Origin of the sequence: Aestuariivirga sp., assembly GCF_037139295.1 — a bacterium.
Lineage (GTDB): Bacteria > Pseudomonadota > Alphaproteobacteria > Rhizobiales > Aestuariivirgaceae > Aestuariivirga.
In genome coordinates this window covers 24596-42777 of the sequence record NZ_JBAXGR010000029.1, presented here as the reverse complement: position 1 = coordinate 42777, position 18182 = coordinate 24596, and the positions used below count along the sequence as shown (strand labels likewise).

Here is an 18182-nt window from a genome sequence, read left to right as displayed (position 1 = left end):
GTCAAGTCGGGCGTTACCATCAAGCAGCCGGCAACGCTTTCGCCATTCTTTGGGTATGAAGGCGCGCTGATCAATAACAGCGGTAAGGTCACCGGGACGTTCCTGAACCAGGGAACGATCAGGTCCGGTTTCGGGCGCGATGGTTTGGTAAACCAGGGAACGATCGCAACGCTGCAGAATGAAGGGACCATTATAAGCGGTTCCTCATCAGACGACCACGCCGCGATTTCAAACGGCGGAGAAATCGGAACGCTTCTGAACAAGGGAACGATTTCCGCAACGGTCGGAAACTTTGGTGGCGGTGCCCATGCAGTTTTCCAGGATGGCCATATCGGAACATTGGAGAATTACGGAACGATTTCAGCACAAAACAGTGCAATTTATTTCCAGCCGGCATTCACCCGCCGGATTGATACGCTCTTCAATGCAGGAACGATCGAAGGTGGCATTAATGGCGGTGGATCCAACACGTTTGCCAGCGCAATCGTGCTGGGACCGGGAAGCTCGATCGGCTCCATCATCAACACGGGCACGATCAACCACAGCGTCTGTTCTGGTGGAACATGCTATGCCGCCATCGACAACCAGGGCGGAACGATCGACACCATCACCAATCTCGGCAATCTCACCAGCGGCAACACGGGTAGTGACGGCTATGGCATCATCAACGGCGTGACCGGTAGAATCGGCACTCTGAACAATGACCAGGTCGACCTGAAGTATTTCGGTACTTTGCCGCAGAACTATCTTGCAATCGTCTACGGCGTCTCAAACTACGGAAAGATGGCTGTCACCCATGGCAGCGGCGTGATGAACTTCAGCGTCGATGCTGCCGCACCCATCGGCACATCGACCTACGCCAGCGTGTTGAGCGGCATCGACGGAGGTAACCTTGCCGAAACGAGTGGAAGCTGGGGTGGCGGCCTGTTCAACAACACATGGGTTCTGAGCTCCAGCGCTCCTTCGCAATGGGACTTGACCCTGACAAGCCAGCCGATCGTTCCGAGCGTGGAGACGCCAGCCGGCGAAAGCCTCGCGGACGCCATCGTCTCGACGGTGACCTATTATGCCTCCGACGAAGTACCGCCCGGGACAATTGCCCCGGTGCTCGAGAGCGGCGTAACACTGCAGCAAGCGGCGCAGAACCTCACGCCCACACAGGTACAGCAATTCTCTGATGTGAATGCGGAGGGATACTCCTCCAACCTGACCATCGGCCTTCAGCAGATGGGCATGATCTCGGATGCCGTGATGGATCGCATCCGCGCACGACCGTCGGGATCGCAGCAGGTTGAACCGTCCCGCCACATCTGGGTCGATGGTTCGGCGACGCGCGGCAAGGTGAATGGCTATGATGGCCTGAGCGGCTTCGACTATGACCTGTACAACGTGTTGGTCGGTGGAGACCTGCTGAGGACCAGTACCGGCGGCCTCGGCGTATTCGCCGGTTATGGCTACTCCCAAATGACCGAGTCTGAATACGTGCCTCAGGACTTCAGCACCAACAACTACTTCGTCGGTTTCTATGGCGGGCAGGATTTCGCTTCGGACGTCCGGCTGTCGGGCTCTGCCGGCTATGTCTATGGCCGCAACAAGGCGTCGCGCGACAATGCGGACATCGGCCTGTTCACTGGCGGAGAGGCCGAGAGCGACTTTAGTTCCAACGGCGCCTTCGGTTCGCTCAAGCTGTCCAAGTCGATCGTCGTGAGCGATGCCACCGTGACGCCGTTCATCGGTGCGTATTATGCCCGGATCTGGGCGGATGATGCGAAGGAAAGCGGCGGCGGCGACTTCAACTACACGATTTCCGATGCGTCGGCCTACACCACGGTGGCGTTCATCGGTGGCGAGTTCAACGCGCCAGTATCGTTCGCCGGCAATGATGGTTGGGCGGTGGTTGGATTTGCCCGGGTCGGCTATGACTTCTTCGCCGATGACGATGCTGCGCATTCGGTGACGGCCACCAGCGCCACCTTCGGCTCCTTCGACCAGGTGGGCGCCGACATGGGGCCAATCCTGAGCAGCTTCGGACTCGGCATTGCAGGCGAGGCCGCCAATGGCCTCGCCGGACGCATCGGCGCGGTGGCCGCGCTGAACAGCAACGGTTACCAGTTTGGCGCTGGCGGAGAGTTGCGCTGGTGATGTTATGGGCATGACGCTGGACAGATCATCGAGAGATACCCCCTCCCTGCCAGTGAATTGGGCAACTATGCCGAATAAATAGGCATTATTGACAGTAACTTAGCAGGTTCTGCGTGGCAAAACGCACAGCTTCCTGCGGCGGCCTATGATGGGATGTCTGCGTCCATCAATGGGAAGAGGCTGCGATGACAAGGAATGCTCTGAAACTGGCTCTCGGTTTCGCGTTCTTGTCGCTGGTGGTATCGGCGGCCGTGAGCGGCGAAAAGCTCAGCGGACAGATTGCGCTTACTGGCGCCAGCAGCACTTGCCCGTCTGGGATGGCGACTTCAGGGCAGGTGGTGGCGGTGAACATCGTGCTGCCGGATGGAAGCGCGGGGGCTGGGCAGAAGGCACCGAGCATCAGCCTAGCGGGAGAGATAAGGGATTTCACCGTGGCAGGCTGCACCGTGTCATTTGAGGGTGTATCGGTCGATCGCACGACCTACGCTGCAATGGACGGAGTTGGTGGCATTGCTCACCAGCGCGGTTGCCGCGGCTATTGCGGGCTCTGAACGAGCGGAAATCCCGACGCGAAACTCACTTGCAGGGAAAGGCCTCTGCCAGCGCTGCCGCTACGAGGCCGTCCGCCTCGTAGCGCAGTGCATTCTGATGCAGGTCCAGCCACGTCACCACCAGCTTCACCATCTGTTGCTGATTGACCTTGGCTGAACTGTCCCAGTTGAAGCCATGGTGTTTCTCGACGCAGTCAAAGGTGTCGGCAACACCCATCACGAAGCCAAGACATTCGGCTGCCTTCAGCGAGCTTCCGGAACCTTGCTGATCCGCCAGGCAGATGTCCTGCAGGTCCTTGCCGGATACGAATCCGGCTTGGGCCGGAACGGCGGGAAGAGCGACCAGAACGACGAGGGTTGCAAACAGGGATGGCAATCGGCTCGACACGGCGGGGCTCCTGGCTATTGCGGAAAGTGTTTGGACGTTCTCGGCTGAACCACACTTCACTTATCCGCAACAAGGTCGCCGGCATTTGATGCGGATCAAATGACGCCTGGTCCGTTGAGCTTCTTGCAGAGCCGTAATCGCAAATCAGTGTTCGTTGCGGCTGGTGACCTATCCAAACCGCTTTTCTCCAGCCAGCCAGGTCTCGCTCACCGGGATGTTTGATATCTGATTGGGAGCGCTGGTGTAGGGGTCGCTGGCCAGAATGGTAAGGTCGGCCTGCTTGCCTGCCTCGAGCGTGCCGATCATGTCGTCGAGGCCCATCTGGCGGGCGGCGAAAACGGTGATGCCACGCAGCGCTTCGTCCACGGTGAGGGCAAGATCGGCACCCACCACCGAATTGTCGACCATGCAGCGGCGCGTCACGGAGGTTTCGACGAGCCGCAGCGGGTTCAGGGGCAGGCCTGCCGCCGGATTGTCGCTATGCAACGAAAAGCCGATGCCAGCCTTTGCGGCAGCACCTGCCGGCACCATGAACTCGGCGCGCGGCGCGCCAAACAGGTTGTCGCGGTAATCGGCGCCGTAGAGATGCACAAAGTCAATCATGAAGCTCGGTTCGCAGCCCAGCGTCTTCATGCGGTCGATCTGGTCCTGGCGGGCCATGGTGGCATGTTCGATGCGGCACAGGCCAACGGGAGAGTTGGCGCCATAGACTGCCTCGATGGTGTCGAGGATCTGGTCAACGGCGGCATCTCCCTGGCTGTGGACGAGGATGGGCCAGCCTGCGTCCTTCGCCTTGGTGCAGAGTTCGATCGCCTGTGCAGAGGTGTAGCCGAGGCTGCCCTTCTTGTCGCTGTTCAGATAGGGTTGGGTCTGTGCTGCTGACTCGGCCTGGTTCGATCCGTCACCCCAGTATTTCATGCCGTAGAGGGACAAGCGGCTGTTGGGCAGGTGACGCGCCTTGCTGGACGGGCCGAGCGCCGCGAAGGGCTTGCTCGCTTCCACCATGTCGGTGCTGAAACTGGCGCTCAGGCGTATCGGAAGGCTGTTCGAGAGCTTGGCCAGCATCTCGATCCATTCGGGTTTCACCGTGCCAGGCTCGTGCAGGGCCGTCAGGCCCGCCGCTGTTGCCTGCTGGGCATAGGCTTCGATGGCCTTGACCAGCACCTCCGGTGTTGGCTTGGCAACGGCGATGTCGAGGAACTTGAGCAGCGCAGGCTCGTTGTAGACCATGCCGTTCAGCTTGCCGTCGGCGCCGCGCCCGAAGTAGCCGCCGCCCGGAAAGTCGCCAACCGCTTCCGTGACATTGGCGCGGGTGAAGGCCAGGGTGTTGGCGCAGCCGACGTGACCATTGACGTAAAGCAGGAAGATCGGGCTGGTGGTGGACACGCCATCCAGTTCGGCCATCGAGAAATCGCCGCCCTGCAGCAGGTTGTCATAGAAGCCGAAGACAAGCCACGCGCCGGGCTTGGCCTTGGCGGCGGCGCTCTTCATCCCGGCCAACACATCTGCCTTGGTCTTGAACTGCGCGAAACCCATTTTGGTGAGCAACGTGTTGAAGATCGAGGTCAGCGTGACGTGATTGTGCGGGTCGATGAGGCCCGGCAGTAGCGTGCGGCCGGCAAGGTCGACGATTTGCGTCGCCGGACCCTTGAACGCCATGATGTCGGCGGTTGTTCCAACTGCAATGATCTGCCCGCCGGCGATCGCCACCGCCTCGGCCTTGGCGCCGGGTGCGCTCATCGGATAGACATTGCCATTGTGGAAGATGACGTCGGCCAGTGCCGCCGCAGCCTGGGCAGTGGCGCCAGTGCCTCCCACCAATGCCAGCGAGGCCGCATAGGCCAGGAACGTCCGACGGTTCGTGGAGACGCCGGCTGTGAGCCTGTCGGACAGTTCGGAACGTTCACACCAGCGGCACATGACAGGCTCCCGTGAGTTGGCATCGGACTTTCTGCTGGGGTCTATTATGCTCGTTTTCAACGAACGTCAGCGGATTATTTGGTGCGCCGCCTTGTGGATAATATCTAGTCTCGCCGCCATGGGTCGCGGGCAGGGGCGTGGCATTGCGTTTGAATCCATCGCGCGGGCATGAGACAACCGCTTCATGGTCTATGTCATCTATGCAGCTGCGGCCCTGGGTGAGATTGCCGGATGCTTCGCCTTCTGGGCCTGGCTGAGGCTGGACAAGCCCGTGTGGTGGCTGGTGCCCGGAATGGCCTCGCTCGCCGTCTTTGCCTATTTGCTGACACTTGTTCCAAGCGATGCAGCGGGGCGTGCCTATGCCGCCTATGGTGGCATCTACATCGTCGGATCGATTATGTGGCTGTGGCTGGCAGAAGGGCAGCGTCCTGACCGCTGGGATGTGATCGGCATGACCGTGTGCCTCGCTGGCAGCGCCATCATCCTGCTGCCGCAGCGCGGCTGAAGGGAGCCCTGAAACGACAAGGCGCCCCGTTTCCGGGGCGCTCTGCAAACTCGTAATTCCAATTCCGTCGGCGTGAGCGTCGGGCTTCAGCTGTTGCTGTTGAGGCGGTAGAGATAGGGACGCGAAATCCCCAGCTGCTTCGCAACGACCTCTGCGGACTTGCCGGACTTGAGGCCGGAGACGACCGCCTTGCGCAGCTTGGCGACATCTGCCGTGCTGCGGCGGGCCACCTTGCGGGGCGCCTTCTTCGCAGCAGGTTTACGGGCCTTAACCGATTTCACAACGATGGCTTTTTTCGTTTTCTTGCTGCGAGTTGCCGACTTTGCGGCAACCTTCTTCTTCGCCTTCTTTGCCATCAGACGCGGATCAAAGAGCGCGCAACTGATCGGCGGACTGCTTGCCCGAGCGGCGGTCGGTCACTAGTTCGAAGGAAACCGCCTGGTTTTCCTTGAGCGAACGCAGACCGGCGCGTTCCACGGCGCTGATGTGAACGAATACGTCCTTTGAGCCGTCATCCGGCGCGATGAAGCCGTAACCCTTGGTCTCGTTGAACCACTTAACCTTGCCTGTAGCCAAAATATGTTCTCACTTTCATAGTAGGAGTACCCGAAACGTTCGGGTGCCGCGGGCACAATAAAAGCAGCCTTGGCTCAATAAAGTCAATCCTTACGTGAGGGCGCCTGGTCTGGGCTGCCGGCTTCCGGCCGAGGACTAATTCCCGCGCTGCGTGTGGCGCGCCGGTGGCCCTAGGCATTTTCGCTATCTTCAATGGTTTTCAGGATAGGATAAGATAGCCGCAGGCGATGAATCGGCCTCGAGCCCGCCAATTGGTCCGGGCATGGTTTGGCCTTTCCGATGGAGATGACGGCAATGGCAATACGAACTCGCTCGGTGGTGGCCACCGCGCTTATGACGGCGGCCCTGTGTGGTACGGCGGGTGCGGCCCCGTTCGTCGAGCCGCCGGTCTTTTCGAGCAAAAAGGGTGTTCTCGACGTCCTTTTGATCGCCAAGGCAAAGCCGGTGACGGCAATCGCTTTCCAGCCGACCGGGGCAGCCGCGCCGATCAACCCGGTGGGGTGGGTCTATGAGGTGTGCTACCGCAACCGATCACTGAACAACACCTGCCTGCCGGGCAAGTCGACGACTTCCGAATTCGGCGGTGTAAGGCTGGCCTTGCAGCCGGGTGACACGCTCAAGATCCGCCTCATCAACAAGCTGCCGAAGCAGGACGAGGACAAGGTCTGGCACTACTGGAACAACACGATTGCGACGCCTGAGCCGGATCCAAACGGCATCAACCTGCCACTGACCCCCACCAACCTCCATACCCACGGCCTCGTGGTTCAGGCGCGCGCCGCGACGAACACCAACCCGACGTGGGGCGACGACATCTATGTGGACCTTTACAACCCCGCCAACGGCATGCCCGTTAACCAGCCAATGGATCATGGCGCAGTGGTGACGTCGGGCGTGCTCGACTACGTCATCAACATCCCGCGCAATGAACCCTCGGGTGCCGACTGGTTCCATCCCCACGTGCATGGCATCACCTCGGACAGCCTGTCGAGCGGTCTCTCCGGCATCATCAGCATCGGCCAGCATTCGAAATACCTGAGTGATGGCAAGAGGCCGTTCCCGAAGAACCAGGTGCGCCACCTCATCCTCAAGGACATGCAGGTGCTTGATGCAGGCACCATCAACTTCGCGCAGGGAAGCACCAATACCTATCCCCAATCCGTTACCGATGGCGAAGTCCTGGACGACCAGCAGGACCCGCAGTTCTGCACGCAGTATCCGGGCAGCCCGTCGGAGGCCCGCCTTGGCAGCTGCCCGGGCACCAACGTTGCCGATGACAACGACTATACCGGCGGCCAGTGGTATTTCCCGGTGAGCGGCGTGGTCTACCCCACAATCCCCGTCAACCGGCCGAAGGGCGAGGTGTGGAGCTTCAGCAACAACAGCGCCAGCGCCACCTATCGCCTCGAACTCCGCAGCAACACCGGCGATTACGCGATGCTGACCCAGCTGATCTCGGTTGACGGCATCAGCGCCTATCTGCCGCCCGGCACCACGATTGCCGACCAGATCAAGCTCGGTGGCGACCGCTTCGACGTGGTCAAGTGCCCCGGCACCTGGCCGGCGAATTTTCCTGAGCCGATGTGCATCAAGAGCATGGTCTTGCTGCCAGGTTCGCGCGCCGAGGTATGGGTTACCTACCGTGATGCCGATGGCAACATCGTAACGCCGCCGCCGGGCGCTTCGGCAAAGCTGCGCTCGACGGGCATCACCACGGGCGAAGCCGGCGTGGGCGATCCGTGGCCGCAGGTGAACCTCGCGGACGTCACCTTCAGCGGAACCTATACCGACCCGACGCTCGTTGCGCTGAAGCTCGAGGGCGAGGCATTGAAGCTGAATGGTCCGCAGGGCATCTTCTTTGCCAAGGTGCCCTACGCCAAACCCGCCAACCTTCCCCCTGGCTGCGAAGCGCTCGCTCCCGGCCACCGTCGCCGCATCTTCTTCGGTCTTGTCGACGTCACAAATCCGAGCGTCTTCGGCCTTGGCTATGAAGAGGTTTATGAGAACGGCGATGTCGTGCCCGGCACGGAGCAACCCGTGGCGGCCTTTGACCCGATGAACCCGTTCATCTGTCTGCCGCTCGGGCCGGGCCAGATGCCCGTTCGTGAGGCGTGGGAACTTGTCAACCTCGCCACCGAGAACCACAACTTCCACATCCACCAGACGAAGTTCCGTGCTGTCGATCCGACGCTTGCGCCGGATTCGACCTCACCACTGGCGCCGACGCTGCATCCGCACACCGGTCCTGGCGTGATGGAGGATGAGGCGACACTGCAGATTGCCGTTGTGCCCAATAGCATCAAGGCGCAGGAGATCGCCAACAACCAGAACGGCTACTGCACGATCGACCAGTGGCGCGACCATACCTGCGTCACCATTCCCGCACGTGTGGATATTCCGTTCTCCCAGCTCGGCGAGTTCGTCTACCACTGCCACATCCTCGAGCATGAGGATGCCGGCATGATGGCCAAGATCCAGGTGGTGGCCGCTCCGCCCGCACCCTGATCTCAAAAGGCAAGCCGCAAACGACATGGCCGGGCGAAAGCCCGGCCATTTTCATTATGTCTGCCTGCCGGCAGCCGCTCAGTTGAAGTTGAGGTTTCTCATCTTGGCGCGCAGGTCCTGGGACTCGCGTGCGGCATCCTCGCCGCTGCGGATGATCTTGGGCGTGATGAAGACGATGAGTTCGGTGCGCTGGGCGTTGTTGTCTGTGGTACCGACCAGCTTGCCGAAGATCGGAACCTTGTCGGCGCCCGGCACGGTGTTGCGCGTGCGGTCCTCGATGCCCGAAATCAGGCCGCCGAGCAGCACCGTCTGCTGATCATTGACCGACACCTTGGATGTCACGGAGCGCTGCGTGAAGCGCGGATTGTCGCCAACACCTGAGCCGTCCTTCTGCACGGCGGAGAGTTCCTGGCCGAGTTCGATGGTGACGACGCCCGTTGCACTGACGCGCGGGCGAACCTTCAGGATGACGCCAGTGTCGCGATATTCATAGGAGTTGACGGCAACGGCGCCATCCGTTACCGCGGCCTGGGTCTGAATTGGGATCTGGTCGCCGACCTTGATGGTCGCGGTTTCATTCTCCATCACGAGCACCGAAGGCGAGGACACGACACGCACGTTGGTGATGCCGGCGAGCGCGTCGATCACCACCTTGGGATTGCTGATGCCGCCCCACAGGAAGTTCATGCCGGGAAATTGCGGGCTGAGTATTGGGCCCGTCGGAGCAGGCTTGCTGCCAGCCAGGGCGATGCTGAAGTTGTTGCTCTCCATATAGGCCTGCACGCCATAGCGCAGCTGGTTGTTGAGAGACACCTCGGCAATCGTGGTGTTGATCAGCACCTGCGTGGAGGGTGCATCCATCTGGTGCAGCGTGGCCAGGATCTTGCGGTAGTCCTTCGGCGTCGCGCTGATGACGATTGTATTGTTGGCCGGGTTCGGCGTGATGCGGATCGAGGACGAACTATCGGTGCCCACGCTGGCGCCGCCGCCAGTGCTTGCGCTGCTGCCAGTGCCGCCGGAGTCCGCTCCCGAGCCATCGGTGCTTCCAGTCTGCAGGTCTGTCTTGCCCAGCTGCTCGGCAGAGCCTTGCGGATCGGGGGTGGGATTTTCCTGCCCCGAGGTGTCGGCGGCGATCGACACATCCATCGGCTGGTTGTCGGGCGCAACGTCAGCCGTGGTTCCCGCACCGCCGCCGCCGCCCGTGCCGAAGGTGGCGTTGAGGATGCGCGCCAGTTCCACGGCATTGCCGTTCTGCACGGCATAGACATAGTAGTTGGGTGAATCCACGCTCTCCTGGTCGAGGCGGCGGATCCAGTTCATCGCGGTGTTCACCTTGGCGCGGGTGCGGGCGATGACGATGACGCTGTTGATGTTGGGGACAGGAATGACCTTCAGCGCGTTGGGACCAGAAACGGCGCCATCTTCCGAGAACACCTGCTCGACCTTGGCTGCCACATCATCGGCGCGGGCATTTTCGAGACGGGCAATGCCGGACGTCTGGTTGCGCATCCAGTCGACGTCGAAGGACAGGATGACGTCGACGAGCTGCCGGCGTTCCGACGACGGTCCACGGACCAGGATCATGTTGCCGATCTTGGTGGCGCGCACCGAGCCAGACCTGGCAATGAAGCCGTCGATTAGCTCCATCACGCTGGCTGGGCTCACATAGCGCAGCGGAATGGCGTTGACACCATAGCCGGGCGATACACCCTTGCCGAGATCGGCCGTGCCCATTTCGCCATCGAGCACTTCCTGCAGCGCCACGATCTTGTAGTTGCCGTCCTGCTGGATGAGCGAGGCGCCGGCGAGCCGCAGCGAGGCTTCATAGGCACTCAGCAGTTCACGACCTGTAAGCGAACGATTGCTCACCAGGGTCACGGTACCCTGGACGCGGGGGTCGACGGTGTAGTTGTAACCCAGCGTTTCACCCAGGATGAGCTTGGCGGATTCAGGCAGGCTGGCCTGGTCAACGTTGACGGTGAACTTGCCGTCGTCGAGGGCGCCCACGCCGACGGGCGGGTCACCGATGCCACCGTCGGCGAACTCGGCGGCGCTCATGCCGGGGATGACCTCGTAACGGCCACGCTGGGCTGGCACCTGGACCTGCCCGTCGTTGCGGTTGGTAATCCTTCGCGGATGTTTCGGATTGAGATCGACCTGCCCCGTGGTTTCAAGCAGCGAAGAGGGGGTATTGCAGCTTGCAAGCAGAACGGCGACGAGGCTCAGGGCTAGCGGTCCCGTCAGCCGGAAATACATTCCGGCCCATCTTATGCGGTGAACCGCCGATGAGACCATAACCAACGCGATCCTAGCTCCCGAACCAGACGGGAATCGTCACCGTTAACCTTTAAGTAACTGCCCGCAAACGGCTGATTCGAGAAGGTAAAAAACCCCGAATACGAGTCGGTGTGGGTAACTACCCCCGGTTTAGGCCTCGATGAGGCCCGTGCTGCGGCAGCTGCGCCATTTTGTGCGTTCATTTAGCCTGCAAATGGTGTCGCTTGATCACGCAGCCACTCCGGCAATCGACTGTTGCGGCATGTTACCAGATCCAGAACAGCAGGTACCATGAACCCAGGGTAGAGAGGCAGGCGGACAAAAGCGCCACGAGAGCCAGACCCCGACGGATCGCATTTGGGGCATGTACGCACGCGATGCGCCACCCGAGCCACAGGCTCCATGCCGCCGCACCCGCCAGCATGGCGATGCGGAACTCATCCACCCAGCCCAAGCGGAGGCCGTCCTGTGCCAACAAGGTGACGGTCAGGGCAGAGAAACCCAGGAACATGCCCGCACCCGCCAGCGGGATCAGCGCCTGTGCGAAGTGATGGAAGCGAGGCACCGACCAGCCGCTGGCCAAGGATGCTGCCGCCAGCGACACCGAGACGACGGCGCCGTTCACCAGCGCGAAGGCAAGGATGAAGGCAATGAGCAGGCCGCCGTCAAGCAGGGTCAGCACGTCATTGCGCTGGGGATAGTCGGTGAGGATCCACCATGGCAGTGTGACGTGCAGCAGGTCCTTGAGGCCATGCGAGACGAGGAAACCGGCTGACGCGATCTTGGCCTTCACCAGCCACGGGCTGGCACTCCACAGGAAGGCCCCGATGGCAACGCCGAGCAGGCCAAAGACGATCAACACGTTTTTCCAAGGCTTGGGCTTGAGGCCCGCCACGTTGACGATGTCATGGTTGGGCGAGCGCAGCGCCAGCTTCACCGCGCCGCCGCGAAAGCCCGAGCAGTTGCCGCACATGTGGCAGTTGCTGTTGGACGCCATGGTGCGGATCGGCATCAGCGGCGCGCAGCGCACCGGCTGGAACTTGTCCCCCGGCGGCAGGCGGTAGGCATTCCACTGCACCGTGTCGACCGCGAAGTGCAACGGCGCGAGCTTGGCCAGCACGCGGAAGACCCCGTTGACCGGGCACAGGAAGCGGCACCACACGCGCTTGTCCTCGCCCCACAGCAGGCCCGCGATGATGGCCGCCACCGTCGATCCGCCGAGGATCAGCAGCACAGGCCCCGGATACTGGTAGACGCTCGTCATCTGGCCATAGATCGTGGTGAGCGCGAAGGCGACGAACGGCCATCCGCCCCAGCGCACCCAGCGGGGAATGGCGCGCTTGAGGCCATGGCGGCTCGCCGCTTCGGTGAGTGTTCCCTCCGGGCACATGAAACCGCGCCACACGCGGCCCACCATCACCATCGAGATCAGCACGAATGGCCAACCAGATGCCCCAGAACACGAACTGCGCGAACAGCGTCATGTTGTTCCACACATGGTCGGCACGTGCGGGAAGCGGCAGCAGCACCGGCACGATGATGAGCACGGCATAGACCGCGACCAGCGCCCACTGCAGGCGCGAAATTGCCGTGCGGTGGCGCAGCAGAACATCACCGATGGCCGCGACGCGGTCATGGCGCGCCGCAGCGCTGCGCCGTGGCACCTTGGCGATCAGCGTCGCCATCACGCCACCTTGACGGCCTGCGGACTGCGCTTGCCGCGCAGCAGCCAGGCGATGAGACCCCAGTAGAGGATTGCGACGACAAGCTGGCTCGCATCAGGCCTGGCGCGATAGCCGGTGAGGGTGGCGATCAGGCTGCCGGCCGTGCTCGTGTCATTAAGCAGCGCGGAGCTATCCCATAGCGGTGCGGTCGAAAACGGCAGCAGGCCAAGGCCCGCAAGCCGGTCGACGCCGGTGAGCAGCAGCGAGAAGGCCAGCAGCAGAAGCGTCACCTCGGTGAAGACGAAGAAGCGGCGCCACGAGAACAGCTTGCTGCCAAGCTGCAGCAGGAAATAGGTGGCAAGTGCGGCGCCAAAGCCGAGGGCTGCTGTGAGTGCCGTACCCCAGAAGGTGGCGCCCGAAGCACCCGCAAGGCTGCCATAGAGGAATACCGCGGTTTCCGAGCCTTCGCGCGCCACGGCAATGAGGGCCAGCGCGAAGACGCCCCACCAGTGTTCGCTCTGCGAAGCCTGGGTGAGGCCGGAGGTGATGTCTTTCTTCAGCGTGCGACCATGGCGGCGCATCCACACCACCATCTGCACGATCAGCACCGCGGCAACGAGCACCATGGCAGCCTGGAAATAGTCCTGGCCCTCGTCACCGAACAGGTCTTCGGCGAAGACCAGCACCGCGCCGAGGCCCACCGCTGCGGCAAGCCCCGCAATGACACCGCCCCACAGATAGAGCGTGCCTCGGCTGCGGCCCTGTTCGCCTGCTTCATGGACGAGCCACGCATGCAGGATGCCGATGACGAGGAGCGCCTCGACCGACTCGCGCCAGATGATGACGGCGGTTTGCCAGAGCATGGATGAGCCTATTCCGCAGTGATCTTGGCGTGCGGGAGGTCGATGTGAAAATCGTCGAAGAAGTCATAGGTGCCGGGGTCGAGATTGCGGATCACCATCACCGTCGTGTTGCCTTCGGCGATCACCTTTTCCTTCTTCAGCTGCACGCTCTCGAATTCGGCGGGCGATGTTCCGGAGTTGGTGATCTCGAGCCGGATGCGCGTGTTGGCAGGCACATCCATTTCGAGCGGCGTGATGACACCATCCTTGATGTCGATCTTGAAGGTCGGGTCATCCGCAAGGGCGGGCATGGATGAACAGGCCAGTGACGTGAGCACGAGGGCGGCAGCGCGCAGCCTCATTTCATTAGGCTCCCTTCTTGCCGGTTCCGGCATAGATGAAGTCATGGCTTGTATCGAAGGGCGCGAACCATTCGGCCACACCCGTTTCCTTGTCGACGTGGCGACCGAAATGCGAGCCGGTTCCCGGCGGCGCGATGTGCAGGGTGAGCTTGTATTTGCCCTCGCCACCAAGCTTGACGTTATCGCCGTAGTGCGGACCATCACTCGCCACCATGGGCATGAAGCTGCCCGACACCTTGAAGCTGCCGTCCTCGCTCGCGAGGTCGTAGGTGATGGCAAGGTTCGGAATCCAGTCGCCCTCGGCGAAACCGCTGGTGTTGTCCTGGGCAGCGTGGATGTCGGCCTCGAGGTGAATGTCAGTTTCGGCGGCGGGCTTCATCATGCCGGCCGGTTCCATCTCGATGGGCTGCAGATAAACCGCGCCGATCTCCATACCGTTGGCGAACACAGGATCGCCCGCCGGATACTCCGCCGCGAGGCAGAGCCCGGACCCCATGGCAAGATAGCCTGCGACAAGGGCGGCGGTAGCAAATCGGAGCATGGGACAGTCCTTTCTAGAACGATTCAAAAGTATCCGAGTAAATTACTCGGATATATTCTGAATAGGCTTCACGCCCACCGCTGTCAACGGTGTGAGGTCGTCAGTCGCTGCTTCTGATTTTTTGACTTCCGTTCAAATGCCCAGTTTGGGCTCATATCTGCGGCAGGAGACGGGCGGGTTGTTGCCCTTGCCGAAAGCGTAGACACCGCAGCGGCCACAGGCCCAGCGGGGCGCGCCCCCGTGCAGCTGGTTGTTGTCTTTGCTCCAGGCACATTCGAGGGCGCCGCTCTTCTCGCCGTATCGATTGCGCAGCAGGTCGGCGACGCAAATTAAGATGGCAGCGAGCGCGATTGCGGCGCAACCCGCTGCTGCCATCAAGGCCGTCATCGAATCCGAAAGGTATTGAAACACCCATTCCATGAGAGAACCTGCGCCGTGTCTCCTGGCTCAGTGAACCATTCAGCCGATGAAGTCTACCTTGCCGGATTCGATGTCATAGACCGCATAGACCACCTTGACCTTCTTCTCCTCGACGAACTGTCTAACGATCCCGCTCAGCCGAACGATCTTCTCAGCGGTCATCTTGGCGCTCTCGCGAATGGTGTTGGCGACAAAGTCCCCATCCTTGCCCATTTCGGCCTTTGCAGCCGGGAGGATCGAATCGATCATCGGGGCAATGAAACCGGGCAGCACAGCGCCCGTCTTGGCGACGTCGCACGCAGCCTTGATGGCACCGCAGTTCGAGTGGCCCAGCACGACGACGAGCGGTGACCCGAGAACTGCCGCGCCATATTCGATGGTGCCGAGGACATCGGTGTCAGCGATGTTGCCGGCATTCCGGCAGATGAAGAGTTCGCCCAGGCTGAGGCCACCGAAGACGAGTTCCGGCGGCACACGGGAGTCTGCGCAGGACAGGATGGTGGCCCAGGGCGCCTGGCCTTCCACGAGCTCCGTCCGCCGCTTATCAAGAGCGCTTGCGCAGAGATCCGGAGACTTTACGAAACTTGCATTGCCTTCCTTGAGCTTGGCAAGCGCCGCGTCCGGATCGAGCGAGGTTGGCATTATACCTGCAGCGCGGGCAGGTGCGGGGATGGCGCCGAGTGCCAGCGCACCGGCGGCGACCCCGGCTGCGGTAAGCGCCAGGAACTGGCGGCGGGACTGGTCGATGCAGGACTGGCACATGGGCTCTCTCCTTGATGGCTTTTGGACGCTCATTGAAACGACTAAGTGAGTGTAACAACTAAGGTTGCTTGCAACCAATCGGTACAATTACCAATTTAAGTTTACGCTGGCAAATGACTCCGATAGGCCTTCCATCGATCGAGCAAAATGCGTGATCGGCCATCAGTTGAGCGCTTGATATGACGAACAGACGACTTATCCGATGTCGATCATCACCTTGCTGCCTTCGAGCTTCACCTCATAGACCTTGAGGTTCACACAGACCGGCGCGCCCTTGGCTTCGCCGGTGCGGTAGTCAAAGCGACCGTTATGCTTTGGGCATTCGATGATGTTGTCCATCACCAAGCCGTCCGCGAGGTGGATCTTCTCATGTGTGCACAAGCCGTCGGTGGCGAAATAATCATCATCGGGAGAACGGTAGATGGCGAAGGTGCGGCCGCCATGGTCAAAGCGCATCACGTCCTCGGCGTCGATGTCTCCGACGTTGCAGGCAGCAATCCAATTGGGCATGTCGTGTTGTTCTCCAGTCATTCTGCCGGAACGGCCTGCGCTGGGTAGTCGCGCGGGATGGAGCGTTCGACCGACCAGCCTGGCTCCCTGATCTGCCGGATGATGGCCGGGATGATCTCGGCATAGGCCGCGAAGGTCGAGGGGTAGGGCGGCGGGCAATAGTGCTTCATCTCCGCGTGAAGCTCCGGCAGGCGGTGATAGGGCACCATCGGGAACATGTGATGCTCGATGTGATAGTTCATGTTCCAGTAGATGAACCGCATCACCGGGTTCATGTAGACGGTGCGGCAGTTGAGGCGGTGGTCAAGCACGTTTTCCGGCAGGCCGGTATGCTGGGTGAGACCGGTGACGATGTGCAACCATGCGCCATACATGGTGGGAAGCGGCCCCACGAACAGCATCGGCAGGATTGAGCCGACGTAGATCGAGAAGGCAATCACCGCGACATGAATGACCAGCCATATGCGCGCCGTGCGATAGACCTTCGCCCGCTCCATCTCCGGAATGTAGTCGGCCTCATCTGGTGTCAGGTGTCCGAGCGCGTGCCGGATCATGCTCTTGATGGCGCCCCACACCTGCGGCACGCCGAAGAACATCAGAATGACCTTTAGTATCACCGTGGGGCGCATCACCGCCACCTCCGGATCGCGGCCCACGATGATCGTGTCGGTGTGGTGCCGGGTGTGGCTCCAGCGCCAGACGGTCGGCTCTCGCATGATCATGAAGCATGCGACCTGATAGACCACGTCGTTCATCCATGCGGTCTTGAAAGCCGTGCCGTGGCCGCATTCGTGCCAGCGCGAGTCGGTGGAGGAGCCGTAGAGAACGCCATAGGCGAGGAAGAACGGAATGCACCAGGCGGTGGGCCAGAAGTGGAAGGCCAGCCCACCCGTCACCAGGAAGGCAGCAATCCAGATGATGGTGTCGCGGATGGCCGGTCCATCGGAGCGCTTCATCAGCTCTTTCATCTTCGTCCGTGGAATAGGCGCGCGATACCATTCGGCATTGGCGAGCCCATGCTCCAGCGCATAGCGGCTCGATGGGCCGGTCAGGCTGTAGTCATGGGGCGTCGACAGTGCGGTATCCATCATGTTGTCCTGGTTGCGGCTCATGGATGGAACAAAACCTATCTTTCCCGGACCCGGAGAACAAGTATTCCGTGTCGGAGGGCGATGTGATTGACTTGGCAGCCTGATGACCAAGGAAACTGCAGACATGCGCAAGAAGCCCGCCAACCCAGACCTCCGGGCCAACAAGGGCAAGCACCAGTACACCATGATGCAGGTGACGGAGGCGGCAATGGAGGCCTTTCCCTGAAAGCTGAAGGATGCGAAATCCCATCATACTCTCGCCATAGAGCGCGGGAAGAGTCCGCTCAAACAGGCAATTCAGGACGGATCCGCGCCATGCGCAAAGCCTCAGTCAGTCTTCTCGCCTTCGGGCTCGCGGTTTTCGCCCCGCAGGCCGCCCAGGCGGGTGGCGTCACCGTGAACTACAATGTCGACATCGGGCCCATGACGGTGACCGAGGTCAAGCTCAGCCTCGATGTCGCGGGCGAACAGGTTCATGCCAAGGCGCGTATCCGTGCGGCGGGTGTGAGCAGGGCCTTTTCCGAGTTTAGCGCAACGGCCGAAGGCGAAGCCCTGTTCGGCGGCACTGCCCCCGAACCGCTGAGCTACAAGATCACCCGTGACCAGTCCGACAATCGCAAGGTGACCACGGTCAGCTGGCAGGCTGGTGCACCGAGCTATGATCCGCCACTCAAGAATGCCGAGCGCAGGGCCAGGCTCGACGCGGCTCTGGCGGGCGGCGTTGTCGACCCTGTCACCGCCGTGCTGCGCATGGGCACAGTGGGTGAAAGCCCGTGCCCTTCTACCCATCAGGTGTTCGACGGCCGCGAGGTGTTTGAACTGGCGCTCACCGACAAGGGCAAGTCAACCCTCGACACGGACGGCGTGGCATGGAAGGGCGAGGTTCAGAACTGTTCGGTGCGCTGGACGCCGATTGCCGGACGCGCCAAGGACAAGGGCGTGCCGGGCGACAGCTATGATGTGGCCTTCGCGCCGGTTGCCGAGCTCGACAATGGCCGCAAGCTGTGGCTGCCCGTCCAGATGTCCGGCAAGCTGAAGGGCCTGGGCTTTACGGGCTATATGACCAAGGTAAGCAACAAGGCCGACGGCGTGGGCAACTGAGCGGCTCCGCTTCGCGCGTTGGTCC

Annotated in this window: 18 protein-coding genes; 5 read left to right on the top strand and 13 right to left on the bottom strand. The window is 61.5% G+C overall.

From position 1 onward, the window contains the following. Both WCJ41_RS09915 and WCJ41_RS09910 read left to right on the top strand, forming a co-directional pair. A partial coding sequence (locus tag WCJ41_RS09915) for an autotransporter domain-containing protein (protein ID WP_336905694.1) occupies positions 1–2142 on the top strand: 2142 nt, incomplete at its 5' end. A gap of 185 nt (positions 2143–2327) precedes the next feature. Next, positions 2328–2693 carry a hypothetical protein gene (locus tag WCJ41_RS09910; protein WP_336905693.1) on the top strand — a complete coding sequence of 122 codons (366 nt, stop codon included), beginning with the start codon at positions 2328–2330 and terminating at the stop codon, positions 2691–2693. A gap of 25 nt (positions 2694–2718) precedes the next feature. Here WCJ41_RS09910 and WCJ41_RS09905 read toward each other — a convergent pair whose 3' ends face one another. Further along, positions 2719–3081 carry a Rap1a/Tai family immunity protein gene (locus tag WCJ41_RS09905; protein WP_336905692.1) on the bottom strand — a complete coding sequence of 121 codons (363 nt, stop codon included), beginning with the start codon at positions 3079–3081 and terminating at the stop codon, positions 2719–2721. 168 nt (positions 3082–3249) lie between these two features. Beyond that, positions 3250–5001: an amidohydrolase gene (locus WCJ41_RS09900; RefSeq protein WP_336905691.1), complete on the bottom strand. Its 1752-nt coding sequence runs from the start codon at positions 4999–5001 to the stop codon at positions 3250–3252. Positions 5002–5185: 184 nt separating this feature from the next. Here WCJ41_RS09900 and WCJ41_RS09895 point away from each other — a divergent pair, with 184 nt between their 5' ends. Beyond that, positions 5186–5506 (top strand): YnfA family protein, encoded by a 321-nt coding sequence (locus WCJ41_RS09895; RefSeq protein ID WP_336905690.1) that lies wholly within the window; start codon positions 5186–5188, stop codon positions 5504–5506. A gap of 86 nt (positions 5507–5592) precedes the next feature. Here the strand turns inward: WCJ41_RS09895 and WCJ41_RS09890 are convergent, their stop codons facing one another. Both WCJ41_RS09890 and WCJ41_RS09885 read right to left on the bottom strand, forming a co-directional pair. Continuing rightward, positions 5593–5862 carry a hypothetical protein gene (locus WCJ41_RS09890; protein WP_336905689.1) on the bottom strand — a complete coding sequence of 90 codons (270 nt, stop codon included), beginning with the start codon at positions 5860–5862 and terminating at the stop codon, positions 5593–5595. A 10-nt stretch (positions 5863–5872) separates the two neighbouring features. Beyond that, entirely contained in the window at positions 5873–6082 is a 210-nt protein-coding gene (locus tag WCJ41_RS09885) for a cold-shock protein (protein WP_111199114.1), read from the bottom strand. A gap of 294 nt (positions 6083–6376) precedes the next feature. On the opposite strand from WCJ41_RS09885, the gene WCJ41_RS09880 reads away from it, so the two are divergent. After that, on the top strand, positions 6377–8587 hold the full coding sequence (locus tag WCJ41_RS09880) for a multicopper oxidase domain-containing protein (RefSeq protein WP_336905688.1): 2211 nt from the start codon (positions 6377–6379) through the stop codon (positions 8585–8587). A gap of 78 nt (positions 8588–8665) precedes the next feature. Here the strand turns inward: WCJ41_RS09880 and gspD are convergent, their stop codons facing one another. The 9 genes from gspD to WCJ41_RS09835 form a co-directional block, all read right to left on the bottom strand. Then, on the bottom strand, positions 8666–10843 hold the full coding sequence (gene gspD, locus WCJ41_RS09875) for a type II secretion system secretin GspD (protein ID WP_336905687.1): 2178 nt from the start codon (positions 10841–10843) through the stop codon (positions 8666–8668). A 286-nt stretch (positions 10844–11129) separates the two neighbouring features. After that, positions 11130–12299, bottom strand: a complete 1170-nt coding sequence (locus tag WCJ41_RS09870) for a 4Fe-4S binding protein (protein WP_336905686.1) — start codon at positions 12297–12299, stop codon at positions 11130–11132. 249 nt (positions 12300–12548) lie between these two features. Continuing rightward, the gene (locus WCJ41_RS09865) at positions 12549–13391 is read right to left on the bottom strand and encodes an FTR1 family protein (RefSeq protein WP_336905685.1); all 843 of its coding nucleotides are present in this window, start codon (positions 13389–13391) and stop codon (positions 12549–12551) included. 8 nt (positions 13392–13399) lie between these two features. Next, a complete protein-coding gene (locus WCJ41_RS09860) occupies positions 13400–13732 on the bottom strand; it encodes a cupredoxin domain-containing protein (RefSeq protein WP_336905684.1) in 333 nt (110 codons plus the stop codon). Between the two features lie 4 nt (positions 13733–13736). Continuing rightward, positions 13737–14228, bottom strand: a complete 492-nt coding sequence (locus WCJ41_RS09855; protein WP_336905695.1) for an iron transporter — start codon at positions 14226–14228, stop codon at positions 13737–13739. A gap of 177 nt (positions 14229–14405) precedes the next feature. Next, entirely contained in the window at positions 14406–14693 is a 288-nt protein-coding gene (locus tag WCJ41_RS09850) for a hypothetical protein (RefSeq protein ID WP_336905683.1), read from the bottom strand. Positions 14694–14732: 39 nt separating this feature from the next. Next, positions 14733–15455 carry a carbonic anhydrase gene (locus tag WCJ41_RS09845; RefSeq protein ID WP_336905682.1) on the bottom strand — a complete coding sequence of 241 codons (723 nt, stop codon included), beginning with the start codon at positions 15453–15455 and terminating at the stop codon, positions 14733–14735. A gap of 195 nt (positions 15456–15650) precedes the next feature. Further along, positions 15651–15965, bottom strand: a complete 315-nt coding sequence (locus WCJ41_RS09840; protein ID WP_336905681.1) for a MocE family 2Fe-2S type ferredoxin — start codon at positions 15963–15965, stop codon at positions 15651–15653. Positions 15966–15982: 17 nt separating this feature from the next. Beyond that, the gene (locus tag WCJ41_RS09835; protein ID WP_336905680.1) at positions 15983–17077 is read right to left on the bottom strand and encodes a fatty acid desaturase family protein; all 1095 of its coding nucleotides are present in this window, start codon (positions 17075–17077) and stop codon (positions 15983–15985) included. A gap of 294 nt (positions 17078–17371) precedes the next feature. On the opposite strand from WCJ41_RS09835, the gene WCJ41_RS09830 reads away from it, so the two are divergent. Next, the gene (locus tag WCJ41_RS09830) at positions 17372–18157 is read left to right on the top strand and encodes a DUF3108 domain-containing protein (RefSeq protein WP_336905679.1); all 786 of its coding nucleotides are present in this window, start codon (positions 17372–17374) and stop codon (positions 18155–18157) included. The last annotated feature ends 25 nt before the right edge of the window (positions 18158–18182 follow it).

Bases quoted from the DNA above. Each gene is read 5' to 3' on its own strand.
- WCJ41_RS09880 (WP_336905688.1), top strand. From the start codon at position 6,377: ATGGCAATACGAACTCGCTCGGTGGTGGCCACCGCGCTTATGACGGCG.
- WCJ41_RS09890 (WP_336905689.1), bottom strand. From the start codon at position 5,862: ATGGCAAAGAAGGCGAAGAAGAAGGTTGCCGCAAAGTCGGCAACTCGC.
- WCJ41_RS09900 (WP_336905691.1), bottom strand. From the start codon at position 5,001: ATGTGCCGCTGGTGTGAACGTTCCGAACTGTCCGACAGGCTCACAGCC.
- WCJ41_RS09865 (WP_336905685.1), bottom strand. From the start codon at position 13,391: ATGCTCTGGCAAACCGCCGTCATCATCTGGCGCGAGTCGGTCGAGGCG.
- WCJ41_RS09910 (WP_336905693.1), top strand. From the start codon at position 2,328: ATGACAAGGAATGCTCTGAAACTGGCTCTCGGTTTCGCGTTCTTGTCG.
- WCJ41_RS09855 (WP_336905695.1), bottom strand. From the start codon at position 14,228: ATGGGGTCCGGGCTCTGCCTCGCGGCGGAGTATCCGGCGGGCGATCCT.
- WCJ41_RS09850 (WP_336905683.1), bottom strand. From the start codon at position 14,693: ATGGAATGGGTGTTTCAATACCTTTCGGATTCGATGACGGCCTTGATG.
- WCJ41_RS09835 (WP_336905680.1), bottom strand. From the start codon at position 17,077: ATGAGCCGCAACCAGGACAACATGATGGATACCGCACTGTCGACGCCC.
- gspD (WP_336905687.1), bottom strand. From the start codon at position 10,843: ATGTATTTCCGGCTGACGGGACCGCTAGCCCTGAGCCTCGTCGCCGTT.
- WCJ41_RS09845 (WP_336905682.1), bottom strand. From the start codon at position 15,455: ATGTGCCAGTCCTGCATCGACCAGTCCCGCCGCCAGTTCCTGGCGCTT.
- WCJ41_RS09830 (WP_336905679.1), top strand. From the start codon at position 17,372: ATGCGCAAAGCCTCAGTCAGTCTTCTCGCCTTCGGGCTCGCGGTTTTC.
- WCJ41_RS09860 (WP_336905684.1), bottom strand. From the start codon at position 13,732: ATGAGGCTGCGCGCTGCCGCCCTCGTGCTCACGTCACTGGCCTGTTCA.
- WCJ41_RS09840 (WP_336905681.1), bottom strand. From the start codon at position 15,965: ATGCCCAATTGGATTGCTGCCTGCAACGTCGGAGACATCGACGCCGAG.
- WCJ41_RS09895 (WP_336905690.1), top strand. From the start codon at position 5,186: ATGGTCTATGTCATCTATGCAGCTGCGGCCCTGGGTGAGATTGCCGGA.